Below are 15,604 nucleotides of genomic sequence, written 5' to 3'. Positions count from 1 at the left end.
ACGTGAGGATAGCAAAATACGCTAAGATGGGGTGATAAATCCTCGACGGGAGGCCGCATGGAGCACGCGCCACAGCAACCGGAACTGCCGCCACGGCTGCGGCGCTTTGTCGACGCCATGGACGCGCTGCTGGCGCGCGGCCCATCTGAATCCGAAATCGTGGCGCGGGGCGGGGCGCTGCTGCGCGCCTTGCTGGCGCACGACGACTGGCTGCCCGACGCGATGGCGCAGCCCCATCCCCAGTTCTACCGGCAGTACCTGCTGTATCTCGATCCCGCGCAACGCTACTCGGTTGCCAGCTTCGTGTGGGGACCGGGCCAGCGCACGCCGGTGCATGACCACACGGTCTGGGGCCTGGTCGGCATCCTGCGCGGCGCGGAGGTGGCGCAGGCATGGCGCGCGCACGGCGGCACCTTCGCGGCCGACGGCGCGCCCTTGTTGCTGAAGGCGGTAGAGGTGAGCGCGGTGTCGCCCGCGCTGGGCGACATTCACGAAGTGCGCAATGCCTTTGACGACCGGGTGTCGGTCGGCGTGCATGTCTATGGCGCGGACATCGGCGCCGTCGAGCGCCACGTGTACGAGTCTGACGGCAGCCGCAAGTCGTTCCGCTCCGGCTATGCCAACCGCTGAACTCAGACCAGCAGCGCGGCGTTCATCTCGATGGCGTCGATCCTGGCCTCGGCCAGCATGGATTCGAGCTTCTCTTCGTCGATGAACAAATCGATGGCCGAATCGGAGTGCGGCGGCAGGTCGCGCTGCGGCTCCTGCAGCGGCGACTTCACCGGCGACAGGTGATTGGCCAGCAGCAGCGTGTCAAGCAGCGTGTCCGGCGGGATCGACATGAAGCTGTCGCGCAGGCCTTCGATGGCTTCGGCCACCGGCTCGGGGATGCACAGCTTGCGCATCACTTCGCGCGTGATGATCTCCTCGCTGGCCGAGTGCCAGTTCTCGGGATCCTCTTCCAGCAGGCCGGGGAATTCGTCGGCGCGCGAGAGCAGGTAGAAGCCGCCCACCTCGTGCACGATGGCGGCGAACAGCGCGGTGTCCGGATTCACGCCGGTGACCTGGCGCGCGATGATGCGCGACAGCGCCGCCACGGCGATGGTGTGGTCCCACAGCTTCTCGGCCTTGTAGCGCAGGTCGGGATCGGCGATCTTGGCGCCGAACTGGCGCACCACCATGGCGGCGGCCAGCGCGAACAGGTTCTGGTAGCCGATGCGCATGATGGCGCCGCGCACGTTGGTGATCATCGGCGCGCCGGAGCGGTTGAACATCGCCGAATTGGCGATGGCGACCGTGCGCGCGGCCAGGATGGGCTCCGCCAGCACCAGGCTGATCGCCTTGTCGACCGGGCACTCCGGGTCGTCCAGCGCGAGTTGAACGCGGAGTGCCGCATTGACACTGGTCGGGAAAACCAGTTCACCACGGATGGCCAGCGCCGCGATATGGCCGAATGCTTCAAGTTTATTCATGATCAAAATTATACGCATGCGCGGCCCCAATCTCAACGCCATCATGGCGGGATGTGGTTTCTGGGAGGCGGCAATGCGACAGTGCGCGGCGCCTTCCGGGGCGCCGCGCACGGGAAAAGCTCAGCTTTACGCGTTGGCGAACTGCGGCCGGCGCGTGGCGCTGTCGCGCTGGTAGCGGCTGACCGACAGGTCGTCGGACAGGATCGCCGGGCGGCGCGCCGAGATCAGGTCCGCCAGCAGCTGGGCCGAGCCGCACGACATGGTCCAGCCGAGCGTGCCGTGGCCGGTGTTGATGAACAGGTTGCGCAGGCCGGTGCGGCCGACCACCGGGGTGCCGTCCGGCGTCATCGGACGCAGGCCGGTCCAGAAGGTGGCGGACGCGGTGTCGCCGGCGCCGGGGAACAGGTCGTTGACCACCATCTCCAGCGTCTCGCGGCGGCGCGGGTTCAGGTTCAGGTTGAAGCCGGCGATCTCGGCCATGCCGCCCACGCGGATGCGGTCGTCGAAGCGGGTGACGGCGATCTTGTAGGTCTCGTCCAGAATGGTCGAGACCGGCGCTGCCGAGGCGTTGACGATCGGCACGGTGATCGAGTAGCCCTTCAGCGGGTAGACCGGGATCTTGACCAGGTCCTTCAGCAGCGTGGTCGAGTAGGCGCCCAGCGCGACCACGTAGGAGTCGGCCGTCACCAGTTCGCCTGCGAGCTGCACGCCTTTGATCTCTTCGCCGGCCGTGACCAGGCCGGTGATGTCGACGCCGTAGCGGAACTTCACGCCCAGCTGCTCGGCCATCGCGGTCAGGCGGGTGGTGAACAGCTGGCAGTCGCCGGTCTCATCGTTGGGCAGGCGCAGGCCGCCGACCAGCTTGTTCTGGTCCAGGCCGGGCTCGGCGGCGACCAGCTGTTCGCGGCTCAGCAGTTCATACGGCACGCCGGTTTCCTGCAGCACCTGGATGTCCTTGGCGGCGTCGTCCAGCTGCTTCTGGGTGCGGAACAGCTGGGTGGTGCCTTGCTGGCGGCCTTCGTATTCGATGCCGGTGGCGGCGCGCAGCGCCTTGAAACAGTCGCGGCTGTACTCGGCCAGGCGCACCATGCGCTCCTTGTTGACGGCGTAGCGCTCGGCATTGCAGTTCTGCAGCATCTGCCACATCCATTGCAGCTGGAACAGCGTGCCGTCCGGCGTGATCGACAGCGGGGCATGGCGTTGCAGCATCCATTTCATCGCCTTGAGCGGGATGCCGGGCGCGGCCCAGGGGGAGGCGTAACCGGGGGAGATCTGGCCGGCGTTGGCGAAGCTGGTTTCCAGCGCGGGGCCGGGCTGGCGGTCGAGCACGGTCACGTCGTGGCCGGCCTGGGCCAGATAGTAGGCGCTGGTGACGCCGATAACACCGCTACCCAAGATCACAACGCGCATACAGTCTCCCGATTATTTAGCACTACCAGATATTCCGCTATGGTATGCTTGTATCACCAGTATTTGTTACTGTATAACTTGATAAATTTAGTGGATTTTCATGCGAATTCAAAAGGAATCGGTCCGCACCCTGGACAAACTGGACAGAAAGATATTGCGCATCCTGCAGGAGGATGGGCGGATCTCGATGAAGGATTTGAGCGAGCAGGTGGGGCTGTCGATCACGCCGGCCATCGAGCGGGTCAAGCGCATGGAGCGGGACGGGGTGATCACCGGCTACCACGCGCGCATCGATCCGCCGGCACTGGGGGCCAAGTTGCTGGTGTTCGTGGAGATCACGCTGAACCAGAAGTCGGGGCCGGTGTTCGAGCAGTTCCGGCGCGAGGTGCTGCGCATCCCGGAGGTGCAGGAGTGTCATCTGGTGTCGGGCGATTTCGATTACCTGATCAAGGCGCGCATTCACGAAATGGCCGAATACCGCAAGCTGCTGGGCGACATGCTGCTCAGTTTGCCTGGGGCGGCGCAGTCGAAAAGTTATGTCGTGATGGAGGAGATCAAGGAAACCTTGATCCTTTCCACCGAGGTGGCGCAGGCTTGAGCCGCCTCAAAGTGCGGCGCTTGCGCTGCGCGGCGAGAGGCGCACAATATGCGGATGAATACCACATTCGACACCCTGAGCTATACCCGGCGCCTGGAAGCGGCCGGCGTGCCGGCGGAGCAAGCCGACGCCCACGCACTCGCGCTCAGCGAGGCGCTGCGGACGCAGCTGGCCACCAAGGCGGATGTGCAGTTGGCCAAGACGGAGCTCAACGATAAGATCGAGCTTGCGCGGACGGAGCTCATCGACAGAATCGAGCTTGTGCGCCTGGAGCTCAACGACAAGATCGAGTTTGTGCGCTTGGCGCTCGATGGCGGAATGGACAGGATGGAAGCTAAACACACTGCCGAGTTCGCCGAGCTGCGTGCGCTGATCCGCGACGAGATTAGTCACCTGCGCACGGAGATGATGCGTTGGGTGATCGGATTTGGGATCGCACAGAGCGCCGTCCTGTTCGCCGCGTTGACCTACTTCCGCTCCTAGCTGTTCGCCAGCTAACGCAGCGATCGCGCCGCTTCAGTTAAAATGCAATAACAGCATTATTTACGAAGTGGAGCAAGTGTGAACAATCAGCACGGTACTCCAGGCGATACCCATGTCATCAACGTGCGCTCGCTCGACGAGCACATGTCATCCGATCAGAGCTTCAGCTCGGCCTACGCGCGCGCGGTCGGCGCCATCGCCGGCAACGAGGGCAGCCTGACGCTGGCCCAATTCGCCGCCGTCACCGACATCGCCGGCGACGGCAAATCCTCCGCCGTCTTCACCGCGCTGGTGTTGAACGCCATCGAATCGGGCGTGGACGTCGACTGGGCCTTCAACGCCCTGAGCCGCAGCAGCGCCGGCATCGACCAGGCCGCGCGCGAAAACGCCCTGGCCATGACCATCCCGCTGCTGGCGCTGCACGGCGCCGACGCCCGCCCGTTGGCGCAGCGCCTGGCCAAGGCCTTGTCGGCCCGGCTCTCGCCCGAAGACCTCAACCACCTGCCGCAGGCCGAGGAGCGCGGCATCCTCGCCAACCTCGGCGAACAGGCGCGCCGGCTGGTGCGCGGCCGCTCGCTGGCCGACACCGTGGCCGATTTCGGCCGCCAGGCGGGCCAGCCGGTGCTGGTCGAACACGCGCGCAATTTCCAGTCCGGCGACATCGACCACAGCCAGCTGCGCGAACTGGTGGGCGCCACCACCACCGCCATCGCGCAGGACATCAGCGCCTATCTGGAGCAGGCGCGCATGCTGTCGGTGGGCGAGGCCATGGCCGCCACGCTGATCAGCGCCGCCAACGACCTGAAAGACCAGGTGCTGCAACGTCTGACCCTGGTGGACCAGCGCATCGCCTACGAACGCCGCCTGATGCTCGAGGAGATCGACGACGCCGTGCACGATGCCGGCAACGCCATCGAACTGGCGATCACCGACCGGCTTAACACCGATCAGTGGAAGGATGAAGACGTGTGGGCCAGCATGGGCCGTCAGCAGTTCGGCCAGGAGATGGAACGGCGGCTGGACCGCATCGTGCGCCGCAAGGAGCAATCGCTGCACCTGCTGCAGGAGGACTTGCGGCTGTTCCAGCAGGCGATGCGCCTGAATCAATCGTCGGTGTTCCAGCGTCAGCACCACTCGACGCTGGCCAAGCTGATGCCGCGCCTGCGGATCGGCACGCGCATCGTCAACAGTGTGGACACGGCGGCCAATGTCACCTTGATGAGCGGGGCTGTGGTGGCTGCCGGCACCGGCACGGCGGCCTATCTGATCGGCGCGGCGGTGGTGCTGCCGGTGGTGGCGCCGGTGGCGCCGTTTGTCGGCGGCGCGGTGCTGCTGGCCGGCGCGTTCAAGTGGTTCACCGACGGTGGCAAGCGCAAACGCACCGAGATCCGCGACAAGCGCGCCGCCTTCGAGGCCGAACTGCGCAAGCAGCTGCAGGCCGCCGAGCAAAGCTTCAACACGCAGCTGGACCTTGTGGCGCAAGGCTTCCACGAGTCGGCGCTGCAGCTGCTCACTCCACTGCTGCTGGAGGCTGAAGCGGCCGGCCGCGTGCCCGGCATGCGTCAGCGTATCGCCGACCGCGTGATCACCCACGCCCAGGCGGCGATCCGCCAGCTCGACGCGGAGCTGCGCAAGTAACGTCATCCCCGCGCGCGGCGGACCGCCGCTTTCGCGCGAACGACAGCGATAGCGTCAGAGGTTGCGGGCGACGATGGCGTCGGCGGCGGTGGCGGCCTGCTGCAGCGGCTGCGTCAAAGCCTGCGTGCTGTAGACCGGCGCCTGCGGCATGGCCGCGCCCAGCACCGGCCCGTCGGTCTTGCTGACATCGACCGTCACCGTGGTCGACAAGCCAATGCGCAGCGGATGCTCGGCCAATTCCTTCGCATCGAGCGCGATGCGCACCGGCAGCCGCTGCACCACCTTGATCCAGTTGCCGCTGGCATTCTGCGCCGGCAGCAGCGAGAACGCGCTGCCCGTGCCGGCAGACAGTCCGACCACTTTGCCGTGGAAGACCACCTTGCCGCCATACATATCGGCTTCGATCTTCGCATCCTGGCCGACGCGGATATTGCGCAGCTCTGATTCCTTGAAGTTCGCATCCACCCACAACTGGTCCAGCGGCACGATGGACAGCAGCGAGGTACCCGGTGTGGCGCGCGCGCCGATCTGCACGCTGCGCTTGGCCACGTAACCCGACACCGGCGCGACGATGGTGTTGCGGCGCGCCGCCAGCCAGGCCTGCACGTAGTCCGCCTTGGCCGCCTGCACCAGCGGATGCTGCGCCAGCGGCACGCCCGCCACGCCGGCCTGCGCGGCTTCGGCCTGCCGGAGCGCCACCGCGATCGCGGCGCGCGCGTTGTCCACGGCCTGGCGCGCATGGTCCACTTCCTCGCCCGATACCGTGTGGTCCGCCGCCAGCGGCTTGCGGCGCGCCAGGTCGTCCTCGGCGGTTTTCAATTGCAGCTTGCGCAGCGCGACGGTGGCCTCGTACTGCGCGACGTCCGCGTAACGCTGGCGTTGCTGGCGCACTGCCGCGCCGAGGCGGGCCTCGGCCTGGCTCAAGGCAACATCGGCGTCGGCCGAATCGAGCTTGATCAGCGTGGCGCCGGCGCGCACCATCTGCGTCTCGTCGGCGCGGATTTCGGTGACGTTGCCCGCCACTTGCGAGGACAGGTTGACCAGGTTGCCGCCCACGTAGGCGTTGTCGGTTTCCTGCTCCTTCGACAGCACGGCCTTGTAGTAGACCGCGTAGGCCGCGCCGGCCGCGAGGAACAGCAGCGTGATGGCGGCGAGGACGGTCTTGCGTTTGCTGTCGTTGGTTTTGGTGGTGTCAGTGCTCATGTTCGGTTCCCGGTTTATTTGGAGGCGGTGGCGGTCGGCGCTTCTTCGCGATAGCCGCCGCCCAGCGCGTTGGTCAGGGCCACTTCGGCCAGCAGCTGCACCTGCTGCAGATAGAGATCGGCGTCCTGCTGCTTGAGCAGCGCCAGTTGTGCGTTCAGCGCGGCGGCGCGGTCGGCCAGGCCATGCGTCAGGCGTGCCTGCGCCGACGCCAGTTGCGCGCGCGCCGTGTTGGTGGACGCCGCCTGCTCGCTGATCTGACGCTCGATGCCTTGCAGCTGGACGCCGTCCTGCGCGACCTCGCGCACAGCGTCCACCACCGCCTGGTTGTATTCGGCGATGCGTTCGTTGCGGCCGGTGCGGGCGCCATCGAGCTGCGCGTCGAGGCGGCGGCTGTCGAACAGTGGCAGCGTCAGCGTCGGGCCGAGGTAGAACGTGCGGCTGGCCGATTGCAGCAGGTCCTCCAGCTTGATGGTGTCCAGGCCGATGGAGCCGGTCAGGTTCACGTCGGGATAGAACGCCGCCTTGGCCGCGTCGATCCTGCTCAGCGAGGCTTCCAGCTTCCAGCGCGCCGCCTGCAGATCCGGACGCCGCGCCAGCAGTTCCATGCCAAGGCGGGCGGGCAGGGCGTGTGCCGGGCTACCCATCGGCCGCGCTGTGAGGCCGGCCAGAGCGCTGCCAGACGGCTGCGGTTTTGCGCCGACCGGCGCGCCGCTGTCGGCACCTGCCAGTGTGTATGCCGCGCTGCCCTGCGGCTGCGGTTTGAGGTCCGCCAGCGCGCCGCTGTCGGCACCGATCAAGGCACGCAAGGCTTCGCGTTCGCGGCCGATGTCGGCGGTGAGTTGGGCGTGCTGCTTGCGGATCTGGCTCAGTTCCGCTTCGGCGGCGCGTTGCTCGTCGCTGTTGGCCAGGCCGCCGGCGATGCGCTTGGCCTTGTCCTGCACCAGCGCCGTCTGCGTGGCCGCCAGCTGTTCGTTGTTTGCCAGGCGCGCCCACGCGCCTTGCAGCCGGAAGTAGCTTTGGGCGATGGCGGCTGCCAGCGTGCGCTCCGCTTCGGCGTATTCGGCGCGGCCGGCGTTCAACTCGCCGACGGCGGCGGCCACCTGCGCGCGGTTCTTGCCCCACCAGTCGAAGTTGTAGCGGGCCTCCAGGCGCAAGGTCTCGGCGGTGAACCACGCGCCGCCGATAGGCGCGGGGAACAGGCCGGTGCCGGAATAGCGCTGGCGGTTGGCGCCCGCGTAGCCGCTGACATCGAGTCCCAGGTCGGCCGCGCTGCGCGACAACGCCGAACGCGCGCTGCCGATGTGCGCCGCCGCCACGTCCAGCGTCGGCGCGGAGGCCAGCGCCTGCTTGATCAGCGCGTCCAGTTGTGGATCGTGGTAGGCGGTCCACCATTGCGCATCGGGCCAGCCTTCGCGCGCCAGCTTGATGTCGGCGGGTAGCTCGGCGTTGGCGATGTCGCGCCTCACCGGCGCATGCTGCTCCGGCGTGATGTGGGCGCAGCCGGCCAAGGCCAGGCCGAGGGCCGCGGCAAACAGCAGTGTGGTCTTGTTCACTTGAGGTTCCATTCGTTTCATGTTCATTCCATGGCGGCGTGGTCGACCGCCGGCGCGGCCTGTTTCGCGGGCGGACGCACCAACAGCAGCAGCGGTATCACGCACAGCGTCAAGATCATCATCAGCCAGAAGTCGTCGACGTAGGCGATCATCGAGGCCTGGCGGGTGATCTCGCCGTTCAGCGCGGCCGCCGCTTCAGGTGTGGCGACGTTGTCCAGCAGCGCCGGATTGACGGTGGTGATTTTCTCGGCCAGCGTGGCGTGCATGGCCTGCGTATTCCGCACCAACAGCGTCTGCACCATCGCGATGCCGATCGAGCTGCCGATATTGCGTATCAGGCTGTAGATGGCCGTACCCTCGGCCCGCATCTCCGGCGACAGCGTGGCGAAGGTCGCGGCGCTGAGCGGCACGAACACCAGCCCCAGTCCCAGGCCCTGGATCACGCCCGGCCAGACGATGTCGCTGCGCGACAGCACCAGCGTGTAGCGCGTCATCTGCCACAGCGAGAAGGCGGTGATGGCGAAGCCTATGCCCAGCAGCAGGCGCAGGTCGAACTTGCCGACCAGCCGGCCCACCACCATCATCGCGATCATGGTGCCGATGCCGCTCGGCGCGGTCACCAGGCCGGCGACGGCGGCAGGGTAGCCCATCAGGCTTTGCAGCATCGACGGCGTCAGCGCGCGCGTGGCGAACAGCACCAGGCCGACGATGAAGATGAACAGCAGGCCGCTGACGTAGTTCGCGTTCTTCAGCAGGCGGTAGTCGAAGAACGATTTGCCGGCCGGCCGCAGCGCGGTGTGCGCCACAAAATAAGCGAAGCTCAAGGCCAGCACGATGGCTTCCACCCAGGTCTCCCTGGCGGCGAACCAGTCGTTTTGCTCGCCGCGGTCGAGCAGCATCTGCAGCGCGCCGATCGACAGGCTGAGGGTGGCGAAGCCGAAGGCGTCAAAGCTCATCTTGCGCGCGCCCGGCACCGGGCGGATGTAGCGCCAGATGCCGTAGAACGCCAGCGCGCCCACCGGCACGTTGATGAAGAACACCCAGCGCCAGTTGTAGCTGTCGGTCAGCCAGCCGCCCAGCGTCGGGCCGAGGATGGGGCCGATCATCACGCCCATGCCCCACACCGCCATGGCCGAGCCGTGCTTCTCGCGCGGATTGATGTCGAGCAGCGTGGCCTGCGACAGCGGCACCAGCGCAGCGCCGAACACGCCCTGCAGCAGGCGCGCGGCGACGATCTCCGCCAGCGAACCCGAAAGCCCGCACAGCACCGAGGCCAGCGTGAAGCCGGCCACCGCCGTCAGGAAGATGTTCTTCTGGCCGTAGCGGTCGCACAGCCAGCCGGTCAGCGGCGTGGCGATGGCGGCGGCCACGATGAAGGAGGTCAGCACCCAGGTGATCTGGTCCTGCGAGGCCGACAGGCTGCCCTGCATGTGCGGCAGCGCGACGTTGGCGATGGTGCCGTCCAGCGCCTGGATGACGGTCGCCAGCATGATCGACAGCGTGATCATGGGGCGGTTGATGTCGCCCGCTGGCGCGGCGGTGCTCATGGGCGCGACTCGATCTCGGTGAGCAGGGTCTCCAGGAATTCGGTGACGACGCGCAGCACCGCCGGATCGGCGCCGCCCAGCAGCTCCAGGCGGAAGGCCGAGGCTTCCTGCCAGACGCTCTGGTAGATCTGCTGCCCTTGCTCGGTCAGGCTGACCAGCTTGACGCGGCGGTCGGTTTCGGACGGTGTGCGCACCACGTAGCCGGCTTTGACCAGCCGATCGATGGTGGCGACCATGGTCGGGTCTTCGACGCCGACGCGGGCGGCCAGCCGCGTTTGCGACATCGCCTCGCTTTCCTTGGCGATGAAGGCGATCGCCATCCAGCTGGCCTGGCTCAGGCCCAGGTGCTTGAGCCGTCGGTCGACCGCCAGGCGCCAGGCGCGGGCGGTGCCGTGCATCGCGGCGGAGAAGCGTTCTTCAATAGATGGCATATGATTTTGCAGCTAATGGTTAGATATCGAACGATTATTTTAGCACGGGAGTTTTCCGTTCAACAAGTGGCGTGCTACGCTGGCGCCATTGCCCAATCAGGAACCATCATGAAAACTTATCTCGCCGCCGCGCTGTGCCTGCTGCCCTTGGTTTGCCAGGCCGAAGACGGGCCGCCGATCACGCCTTACCGGCCATCCGTGTCCAGTCCGGCGCAATTGCCGGCCGCCGGCCAGCTGGAACTTGAACTGGGCGGCCTGAGCAGCAAGTCCGACGACGGCCGGCGCAACAGCCTGCCGTACGCGCTCAAGCTGGGCTTCAACGAGCAATGGGGCGTGGTGCTGGTGGGCGAGGGCTTTGTGTCGGCGCCGGACGGCAACGGCGGCCGCGCACGCGGCATCGGCGACACGCAGTTCGTGCTCAAGCGCGCTTTCATCCTCAACGAGGCCAGCGCGCTGGGGCTGGAGCTGGGCGCCAAGGCGCCCACCGCCAAGGACAGCATCGGCAGCGGCCGCGCCGATTACAGCCTCAACGGCATCTACAGCCAGGACATGGGCAACGTGCACATGGACGCCAACCTCAACGCCACTCGCCTGGGCGCCTACGACGCCGGCACGGGCCGGGTGCAGACCGGGCTATCGGCCTCGTTCTCCACGCCGGTGAACGAGCGCTGGGGCGTGACCGGCGAGTGGTCCGGCACCCGCCGCAGCGGCGCGGCCAGCACGGCGCAGGTATTGGTGGCGATGAGCTATAGTCCCAGCAAGCGGCTGACGGTGGACTTCGGCGCGGCCCACGGCATGAACCGCGCGTCGCCGGACTGGGCCTTCTTCAGCGGCGTAGTGTTGCCGCTGGCGCAACTGTGGTGAGCGATTGCGGCGATTTATGTACGCTAGCGTACGGAAAGTTACTCTACGGTTTGCTAAGATGAGAATTGAGCAAGTTCGCTCAGCCCTACTATTACAAGAAAAGAAGGCCATCATGAAAGCCAAGATCCTTGCCGCCAGCTTGCTGGCGTTGTCCTCCGCAGCCTACGCCAGCGACGTCGGCGTCTCCATCAGCATCGGCCAGCCCGGCTTTTACGGACGCCTGGATATCGGCGACTACCCGCAGCCGCAGGTCATCTACCGCGAGCCGGTGATCGTGCAGCGCCCGGTGCGCTATGTGGAGACCGCGCCGGTCTACCTGCACGTGCCGCCGGGCCACGCCAAGCACTGGGACAAGCATTGCGCCGAATACCGCGCCTGCGGCCAGCGCGTGTACTTCGTCGATGATGGCTGGTACCAGAATCAGTACGTGCCGCGCTATCGCGAGCGTCATGGCGAAGGCCGCCGCGACGACCGGCGTGACGACCGCCGCGACGACGACCGCGGCAACGGCAACGGCAACGGCCGGGGGCATGGCAACGGCAATGGCCACGGAAACGGCCACGGCAAAGACTAACCACGCGGCGCAGGTCGCCGCCCACAGGAGTCAGGTTTGCACAGCAAAATCGTGATTGTAGGCGGCGGGGCAGGCGGGCTGGAGCTCGCTTGCAAGCTTGGCCGCAAGTTGGGACCGCAGGCGGTGACGCTGGTCGACAGCCGCCAGTTCCATATCTGGAAACCATCGCTGCACGAGGTGGCGGCCGGCACGCTGGACGTGCATCAGGAGGGCCTGTCCTATCCGATGCTGGCCCACGACAACGGCTTCACCTTTGTCTACGGACCGATGCTGGCGCTGGCCGAGGCCGAGCGCCAGCTGACGGTCGGCCCCATCTACAGCGGCGACGCCGGAAACAACGGCCAGCGCGAGCAGGTGCTGCCCGAGCGCCGCATCGGCTACGACGCGCTGGTGCTAGCGGTCGGCAGCGTCTCCAATTATTTCGGCGTGCCCGGCGCGGCCGAACACACCATTTCCCTGAACGCCACCGAGGACGCCGAGCGCTTCCGCCTCACGCTGCTGAAGTTGCTCACGCAAGCCGAGCTGCAGAAAAGCACGCGGCCCGAGGCTGGCGTGGACATCGTCATCATCGGCGGCGGCGCCACCGGCGTCGAGCTGGCGGCCGAGTTGCGCGAGGCCAGCGGCGTGTATGCCGCCTACGACTTCCATCACCTGAACGCCGAGCGTGACGTCCGCATCACCTTGCTGGAGGGCGCGCCGCGCATCCTGGCGCCGCTGCCGGAGCAGGTGGCCTCGGCCGCGCTGCGGCTGTTGGGCGAACGCGCCGTCACCGTCGTGACCGACACCCGCGTCACCGCCATCGCCGCCGATGCGGTGACGGCCGGCGAGACCGTCTATCCGGCGCAACTGGTGGTGTGGGCGGCCGGCATCAAGGCGCCGGCATGGCTGGCGCAGCTGGGCCTGCCGGCCACGAAGTCGGGCCAGATCGAAGTCGACGGCAATCTGGCTGTGCCCGGCCATGCGGGCATCTACGCGCTGGGCGATTGCGCCTCCTGCGCCGGGCCGGACGGCAAGCCGGTGCCGCCGCGCGCGCAGGCCGCGCACCAGCAGGCCGATTACCTGTTCCAGACGTTTATGCGCCAGCACCAGGGCAGGGCGCCGCAGGCGCATCCGTACGTCTACCGCGACTACGGTTCGCTGGTGTCGTTTGGCCAGACCACCACGGTGGGCAGCCTGATGGGATCGCTGAAGGGATTGAGCTGGTTTGTCGACGGCCTGGTGGCGCGGCTGATGTACGTGAGCCTGCACCTGATGCACCACCGCGCCGTGCTCGGCACTGTGCGCACCGCCGTGCTGGCGCTGGCGCGCTTCCTGATCAAGCGCAGCACGCCGCTGGTCAAGCTGCACTAACGCGTTAAGCCGTCAGGCGGCGGCCTGCTGCTTGGGCAGGATGATCGTCAGCGTGACGCCGCGCTCGGCGCCGGGCGCCAGGGTCAGCGTGCCGCCCAGGTAGGCCGCCCGTTCGCGCGCGGTGCGCAGGCCGAACTTGCCGCTGAGCTGGCCCAGCACGCCCGCCAACGGCGCGTTCAGGCCGATGCCGTTGTCCTTGACCGTCAACATCACCTCGTCCTCGTTATCGTCAACGATGACATCCACCTCGGTCGCGCGCGCGTGCATGGCGATGTTGCGCAACGCTTCCTCCAGCGTGTGCAGGAGCACGATGCCATGGCTGCGGGGACAGTTGAGCTCGTCCTCCGGCAGGCTGCAGCGCGCGGTCATCTGGTGCTGCTGGCCGAACTGCTCGACCGCCTCGCCCAGCGCCACGCGCACGCCGAGGAATTCGAGCTTGTCGTTCCACAGCTTGATCTGCATCTGGCGGTTGGTCTCGACGATCTGCATCAGCAGCTGCTTCATGTGGACGGCGCGGTCCTGCAGCGCGGCGTCCTGCGGCATTTTCTGCATCAGCAAACCCAGGTGCATGGTCAGCGCGGTCAGCGACGAGCCCAGGCTGTCGTGCAGCTGGCGCGACAGCGAGCGGCGCTCGTTGTCCCAGCAGGTGTGGACGTGGCCGAGCAGGTCGCTCAGGTCGGCGCTACGCAGGGCGTCTTGTTCTAGTGGTGCCGGGACGGACATGGTTCTCTCTGTTAGGACGGACTGTGTCTCTCGATGATACCCGAGCTTTGCAAGTCGTGGCGCACTCTGGCACGCTCACTGCCGGACCGGCACCCGCACGCAGCCGCCGATCGCCTCGGCCAGCTGGTCGATGTCGACCGGCTTGACCAGGTGGCGGTCGAAGCCGGCGTCCATCACGCGCCGCAGGTCCTCGGCCAGGCCGTAGCCGGTCAGGGCGATCAGGCGGATGCCGCTGGTGGCCGGATCGGCCCGCAGGCGGCGCGCCACCTCGTAGCCGTCGATGCCGGGCAGGCCGATGTCGACCAGCGCCACGTCCGGCTGCAGGCGCGCGGCGGCCGCCACGCCCTCGTGGCCGTCGGCCGCCGAGTGCACCTCGTAGCCGTAACAGCTGAGCATCATGGTCATCATCTCGCGGCCGTCGTCGTTGTCCTCGATCAGCAGGATGGTGGGGCGGCCGGCGCCGCCATGCGCGCCGCCGGACTCGGCCGGAGGGACCGCCGGCGCCGCCTGGTGCTCGATGCGCGGCAGGCGCAGCGTGAAAGTGCTGCCGCCGCCCGGGCCCTTGCTTTCGGCGGCGATGTCGCCGCCGTGCAGCTCGGCCAGCCGGCGCACCAGCGACAGGCCGATGCCCAGGCCGCCCTGCGAGCGGTCCAGCGTGCTCGAGCCCTGCACAAACACGTCGAACACATGCGGCAGCAGGTCGGCCGCGATGCCGACGCCGGTGTCGCGCACGCTGAGCACGACATCGTCGTTCTCGGTCCACGTGCGCACCTCGATGCGGCCGCCGGCCGGCGTGTACTTGAGGGCGTTGTCGATCAGGTTGCTGGCGATCTGCTCCAGCCGCGTGGCGTCGCCCTCGACCCAGCCGGGGTCGAGGTCGTTGACCAGCTCGTAGTCGGCGCTGCGGCCGGTGGCGCGGTAGGTTTCCAGCGTCTGCGCCACCAGCGCGGCCAGGTCCAGCGGCGCGCGGTTGAGCAGGATCTTGCCCGACATCGCGCGCGACAGGTCCAGCAGGTCGTCGACGATGCTGCCCAGGTGCTGGCTCTGGCGCTGGATGATCTTGCGCGCGCGGCTGACGCCGTCGGCCGACACGCCCGGCAGCCCGATCAGCGAGGCCGCGCTGCTGATGGCCGACAGCGGATTGCGCAGCTCGTGCCCCAGCATGGCGAGGAACTCGTCCTTGGCGTGGTTCTGCCGCTCGGCCGACTGGCGCTCCTCGATCTCGCGTGTGAGGCGCTCGTTGGTGGCGGTCAGCTCGGTGGTGCGCAGGCTCAGCTGGCGCGCCTGGCGCTTGAGCTCCTCGTTCTTGGTGGCCAGCGCGACAAACACCGCGACCTTGGCGTGCAGCACCTGCGGAATCACCGGCGTGAACAGGAAGTCCACCGCGCCGCGCTGGTAGGCCTTCAGGCGGTCGAGCTCGTCCGCGAGGAAGGCGGTGATGAAAATGATCGGAATGTTGGCCGAGCGCGCGCGCTGGTGGATCGCCTCGGCGGTCTCGAAGCCGTCCATGCCGGGCATGTTCACGTCCAGCAGGATCACCGCGAAGTCGTGCATCAGCACCTGGCGCAGGGCCTCCTGGCCCGAACGGGCCGCCAGCACCTCATAGGCTTCCTGCTCCGCCCATTGGGTGAGCAGGCTGGTCAATGCGAACAGGCTGTTGGCATCGTCGTTGACCACCAGGATTTTGGGTTTTTCAGTTTTAGGCACGGGGTCTCTGCATCCTGCTGACACGGCGAAATCTTCGCGGCCTTGTAGCTG

15 protein-coding genes are annotated in these 15,604 nt (G+C 67.3%); 7 read left to right on the top strand and 8 right to left on the bottom strand.

Going from position 1 to position 15,604, the window contains the following annotated elements; genetic code table 11:
- Nucleotides 1-57 precede the first annotated feature (57 nt).
- Nucleotides 58-630 carry a cysteine dioxygenase family protein gene (locus tag ACUJB0_RS29500; protein ID WP_444848368.1) on the top strand — a complete coding sequence of 191 codons (573 nt, stop codon included), beginning with the start codon at nucleotides 58-60 and terminating at the stop codon, nucleotides 628-630.
- Between the two features lie 2 nt (nucleotides 631-632).
- On the opposite strand, the gene ACUJB0_RS29495 is transcribed toward ACUJB0_RS29500, so the two are convergent.
- Both ACUJB0_RS29495 and ACUJB0_RS29490 read right to left on the bottom strand, forming a co-directional pair.
- Nucleotides 633-1,472 carry an HDOD domain-containing protein gene (locus ACUJB0_RS29495; RefSeq protein WP_444848367.1) on the bottom strand — a complete coding sequence of 280 codons (840 nt, stop codon included), beginning with the start codon at nucleotides 1,470-1,472 and terminating at the stop codon, nucleotides 633-635.
- Between the two features lie 126 nt (nucleotides 1,473-1,598).
- Nucleotides 1,599-2,882: a D-amino acid dehydrogenase gene (locus tag ACUJB0_RS29490; RefSeq protein ID WP_444848366.1), complete on the bottom strand. Its 1,284-nt coding sequence runs from the start codon at nucleotides 2,880-2,882 to the stop codon at nucleotides 1,599-1,601.
- Nucleotides 2,883-2,982: 100 nt separating this feature from the next.
- Between ACUJB0_RS29490 and ACUJB0_RS29485 the strand changes: the two genes are divergently transcribed.
- From ACUJB0_RS29485 to ACUJB0_RS29475, 3 genes are all read left to right on the top strand, one after another.
- The gene (locus tag ACUJB0_RS29485; protein WP_117010045.1) at nucleotides 2,983-3,480 is read left to right on the top strand and encodes an Lrp/AsnC ligand binding domain-containing protein; all 498 of its coding nucleotides are present in this window, start codon (nucleotides 2,983-2,985) and stop codon (nucleotides 3,478-3,480) included.
- A gap of 48 nt (nucleotides 3,481-3,528) precedes the next feature.
- Entirely contained in the window at nucleotides 3,529-3,963 is a 435-nt protein-coding gene (locus ACUJB0_RS29480; protein WP_444848365.1) for a CCDC90 family protein, read from the top strand.
- Between the two features lie 78 nt (nucleotides 3,964-4,041).
- A complete protein-coding gene (locus ACUJB0_RS29475; protein WP_444848364.1) occupies nucleotides 4,042-5,601 on the top strand; it encodes a hypothetical protein in 1,560 nt (519 codons plus the stop codon).
- Nucleotides 5,602-5,655: 54 nt separating this feature from the next.
- On the opposite strand, the gene ACUJB0_RS29470 is transcribed toward ACUJB0_RS29475, so the two are convergent.
- The 4 genes from ACUJB0_RS29470 to ACUJB0_RS29455 are packed head-to-tail and all read right to left on the bottom strand — an operon-like array spanning nucleotide 5,656 to nucleotide 10,335.
- Nucleotides 5,656-6,804 carry an HlyD family secretion protein gene (locus tag ACUJB0_RS29470; RefSeq protein WP_444848363.1) on the bottom strand — a complete coding sequence of 383 codons (1,149 nt, stop codon included), beginning with the start codon at nucleotides 6,802-6,804 and terminating at the stop codon, nucleotides 5,656-5,658.
- A gap of 14 nt (nucleotides 6,805-6,818) precedes the next feature.
- On the bottom strand, nucleotides 6,819-8,378 hold the full coding sequence (locus ACUJB0_RS29465) for a TolC family protein (protein WP_444848362.1): 1,560 nt from the start codon (nucleotides 8,376-8,378) through the stop codon (nucleotides 6,819-6,821).
- 2 nt (nucleotides 8,379-8,380) lie between these two features.
- Nucleotides 8,381-9,904, bottom strand: coding sequence for an MDR family MFS transporter (locus ACUJB0_RS29460; RefSeq protein ID WP_444848361.1), 1,524 nt, complete (start codon nucleotides 9,902-9,904; stop codon nucleotides 8,381-8,383).
- Nucleotides 9,901-10,335, bottom strand: coding sequence for a MarR family winged helix-turn-helix transcriptional regulator (locus tag ACUJB0_RS29455; RefSeq protein WP_444848360.1), 435 nt, complete (start codon nucleotides 10,333-10,335; stop codon nucleotides 9,901-9,903). The genes ACUJB0_RS29460 and ACUJB0_RS29455 overlap by 4 nt, the downstream gene beginning before the upstream one ends.
- 108 nt (nucleotides 10,336-10,443) lie before the next feature.
- Between ACUJB0_RS29455 and ACUJB0_RS29450 the strand changes: the two genes are divergently transcribed.
- The 3 genes from ACUJB0_RS29450 to ACUJB0_RS29440 all read left to right on the top strand — a co-directional run bounded on the left by ACUJB0_RS29450 (nucleotide 10,444) and on the right by ACUJB0_RS29440 (nucleotide 13,123).
- Entirely contained in the window at nucleotides 10,444-11,199 is a 756-nt protein-coding gene (locus ACUJB0_RS29450) for a transporter (protein WP_444848359.1), read from the top strand.
- A 112-nt stretch (nucleotides 11,200-11,311) separates the two neighbouring features.
- Nucleotides 11,312-11,773: a hypothetical protein gene (locus tag ACUJB0_RS29445; RefSeq protein WP_444848358.1), complete on the top strand. Its 462-nt coding sequence runs from the start codon at nucleotides 11,312-11,314 to the stop codon at nucleotides 11,771-11,773.
- Between the two features lie 36 nt (nucleotides 11,774-11,809).
- The gene (locus ACUJB0_RS29440) at nucleotides 11,810-13,123 is read left to right on the top strand and encodes an NAD(P)/FAD-dependent oxidoreductase (RefSeq protein WP_444848357.1); all 1,314 of its coding nucleotides are present in this window, start codon (nucleotides 11,810-11,812) and stop codon (nucleotides 13,121-13,123) included.
- Nucleotides 13,124-13,135: 12 nt separating this feature from the next.
- On the opposite strand, the gene ACUJB0_RS29435 is transcribed toward ACUJB0_RS29440, so the two are convergent.
- Both ACUJB0_RS29435 and ACUJB0_RS29430 read right to left on the bottom strand, forming a co-directional pair.
- Nucleotides 13,136-13,846, bottom strand: a complete 711-nt coding sequence (locus tag ACUJB0_RS29435) for a sensor histidine kinase (protein ID WP_444848356.1) — start codon at nucleotides 13,844-13,846, stop codon at nucleotides 13,136-13,138.
- A gap of 75 nt (nucleotides 13,847-13,921) precedes the next feature.
- Nucleotides 13,922-15,553 (bottom strand): response regulator, encoded by a 1,632-nt coding sequence (locus ACUJB0_RS29430; RefSeq protein WP_444848355.1) that lies wholly within the window; start codon nucleotides 15,551-15,553, stop codon nucleotides 13,922-13,924.
- Between the last annotated feature and the right edge of the window lie 51 nt (nucleotides 15,554-15,604).

The sequence above is a fragment of the Duganella caerulea genome, assembly GCF_040362985.1.
Taxonomy (GTDB): domain Bacteria; phylum Pseudomonadota; class Gammaproteobacteria; order Burkholderiales; family Burkholderiaceae_D; genus Rugamonas; species Rugamonas vulcania.
Note: the sequence above shows the minus strand (reverse complement) of the source record. Positions and strands in the feature narration are given on the sequence as shown.

Coding starts and splice junctions, on each gene's coding strand:
- ACUJB0_RS29500 (WP_444848368.1), top strand. CDS start 58: ATGGAGCACGCGCCACAGCAACCGGAACTGCCGCCACGGCTGCGGCGC.
- ACUJB0_RS29495 (WP_444848367.1), bottom strand. CDS start 1,472: ATGAATAAACTTGAAGCATTCGGCCATATCGCGGCGCTGGCCATCCGT.
- ACUJB0_RS29490 (WP_444848366.1), bottom strand. CDS start 2,882: ATGCGCGTTGTGATCTTGGGTAGCGGTGTTATCGGCGTCACCAGCGCC.
- ACUJB0_RS29485 (WP_117010045.1), top strand. CDS start 2,983: ATGCGAATTCAAAAGGAATCGGTCCGCACCCTGGACAAACTGGACAGA.
- ACUJB0_RS29480 (WP_444848365.1), top strand. CDS start 3,529: ATGCGGATGAATACCACATTCGACACCCTGAGCTATACCCGGCGCCTG.
- ACUJB0_RS29470 (WP_444848363.1), bottom strand. CDS start 6,804: ATGAGCACTGACACCACCAAAACCAACGACAGCAAACGCAAGACCGTC.
- ACUJB0_RS29465 (WP_444848362.1), bottom strand. CDS start 8,378: ATGAAACGAATGGAACCTCAAGTGAACAAGACCACACTGCTGTTTGCC.
- ACUJB0_RS29460 (WP_444848361.1), bottom strand. CDS start 9,904: ATGAGCACCGCCGCGCCAGCGGGCGACATCAACCGCCCCATGATCACG.
- ACUJB0_RS29455 (WP_444848360.1), bottom strand. CDS start 10,335: ATGCCATCTATTGAAGAACGCTTCTCCGCCGCGATGCACGGCACCGCC.
- ACUJB0_RS29450 (WP_444848359.1), top strand. CDS start 10,444: ATGAAAACTTATCTCGCCGCCGCGCTGTGCCTGCTGCCCTTGGTTTGC.
- ACUJB0_RS29445 (WP_444848358.1), top strand. CDS start 11,312: ATGAAAGCCAAGATCCTTGCCGCCAGCTTGCTGGCGTTGTCCTCCGCA.
- ACUJB0_RS29435 (WP_444848356.1), bottom strand. CDS start 13,846: ATGTCCGTCCCGGCACCACTAGAACAAGACGCCCTGCGTAGCGCCGAC.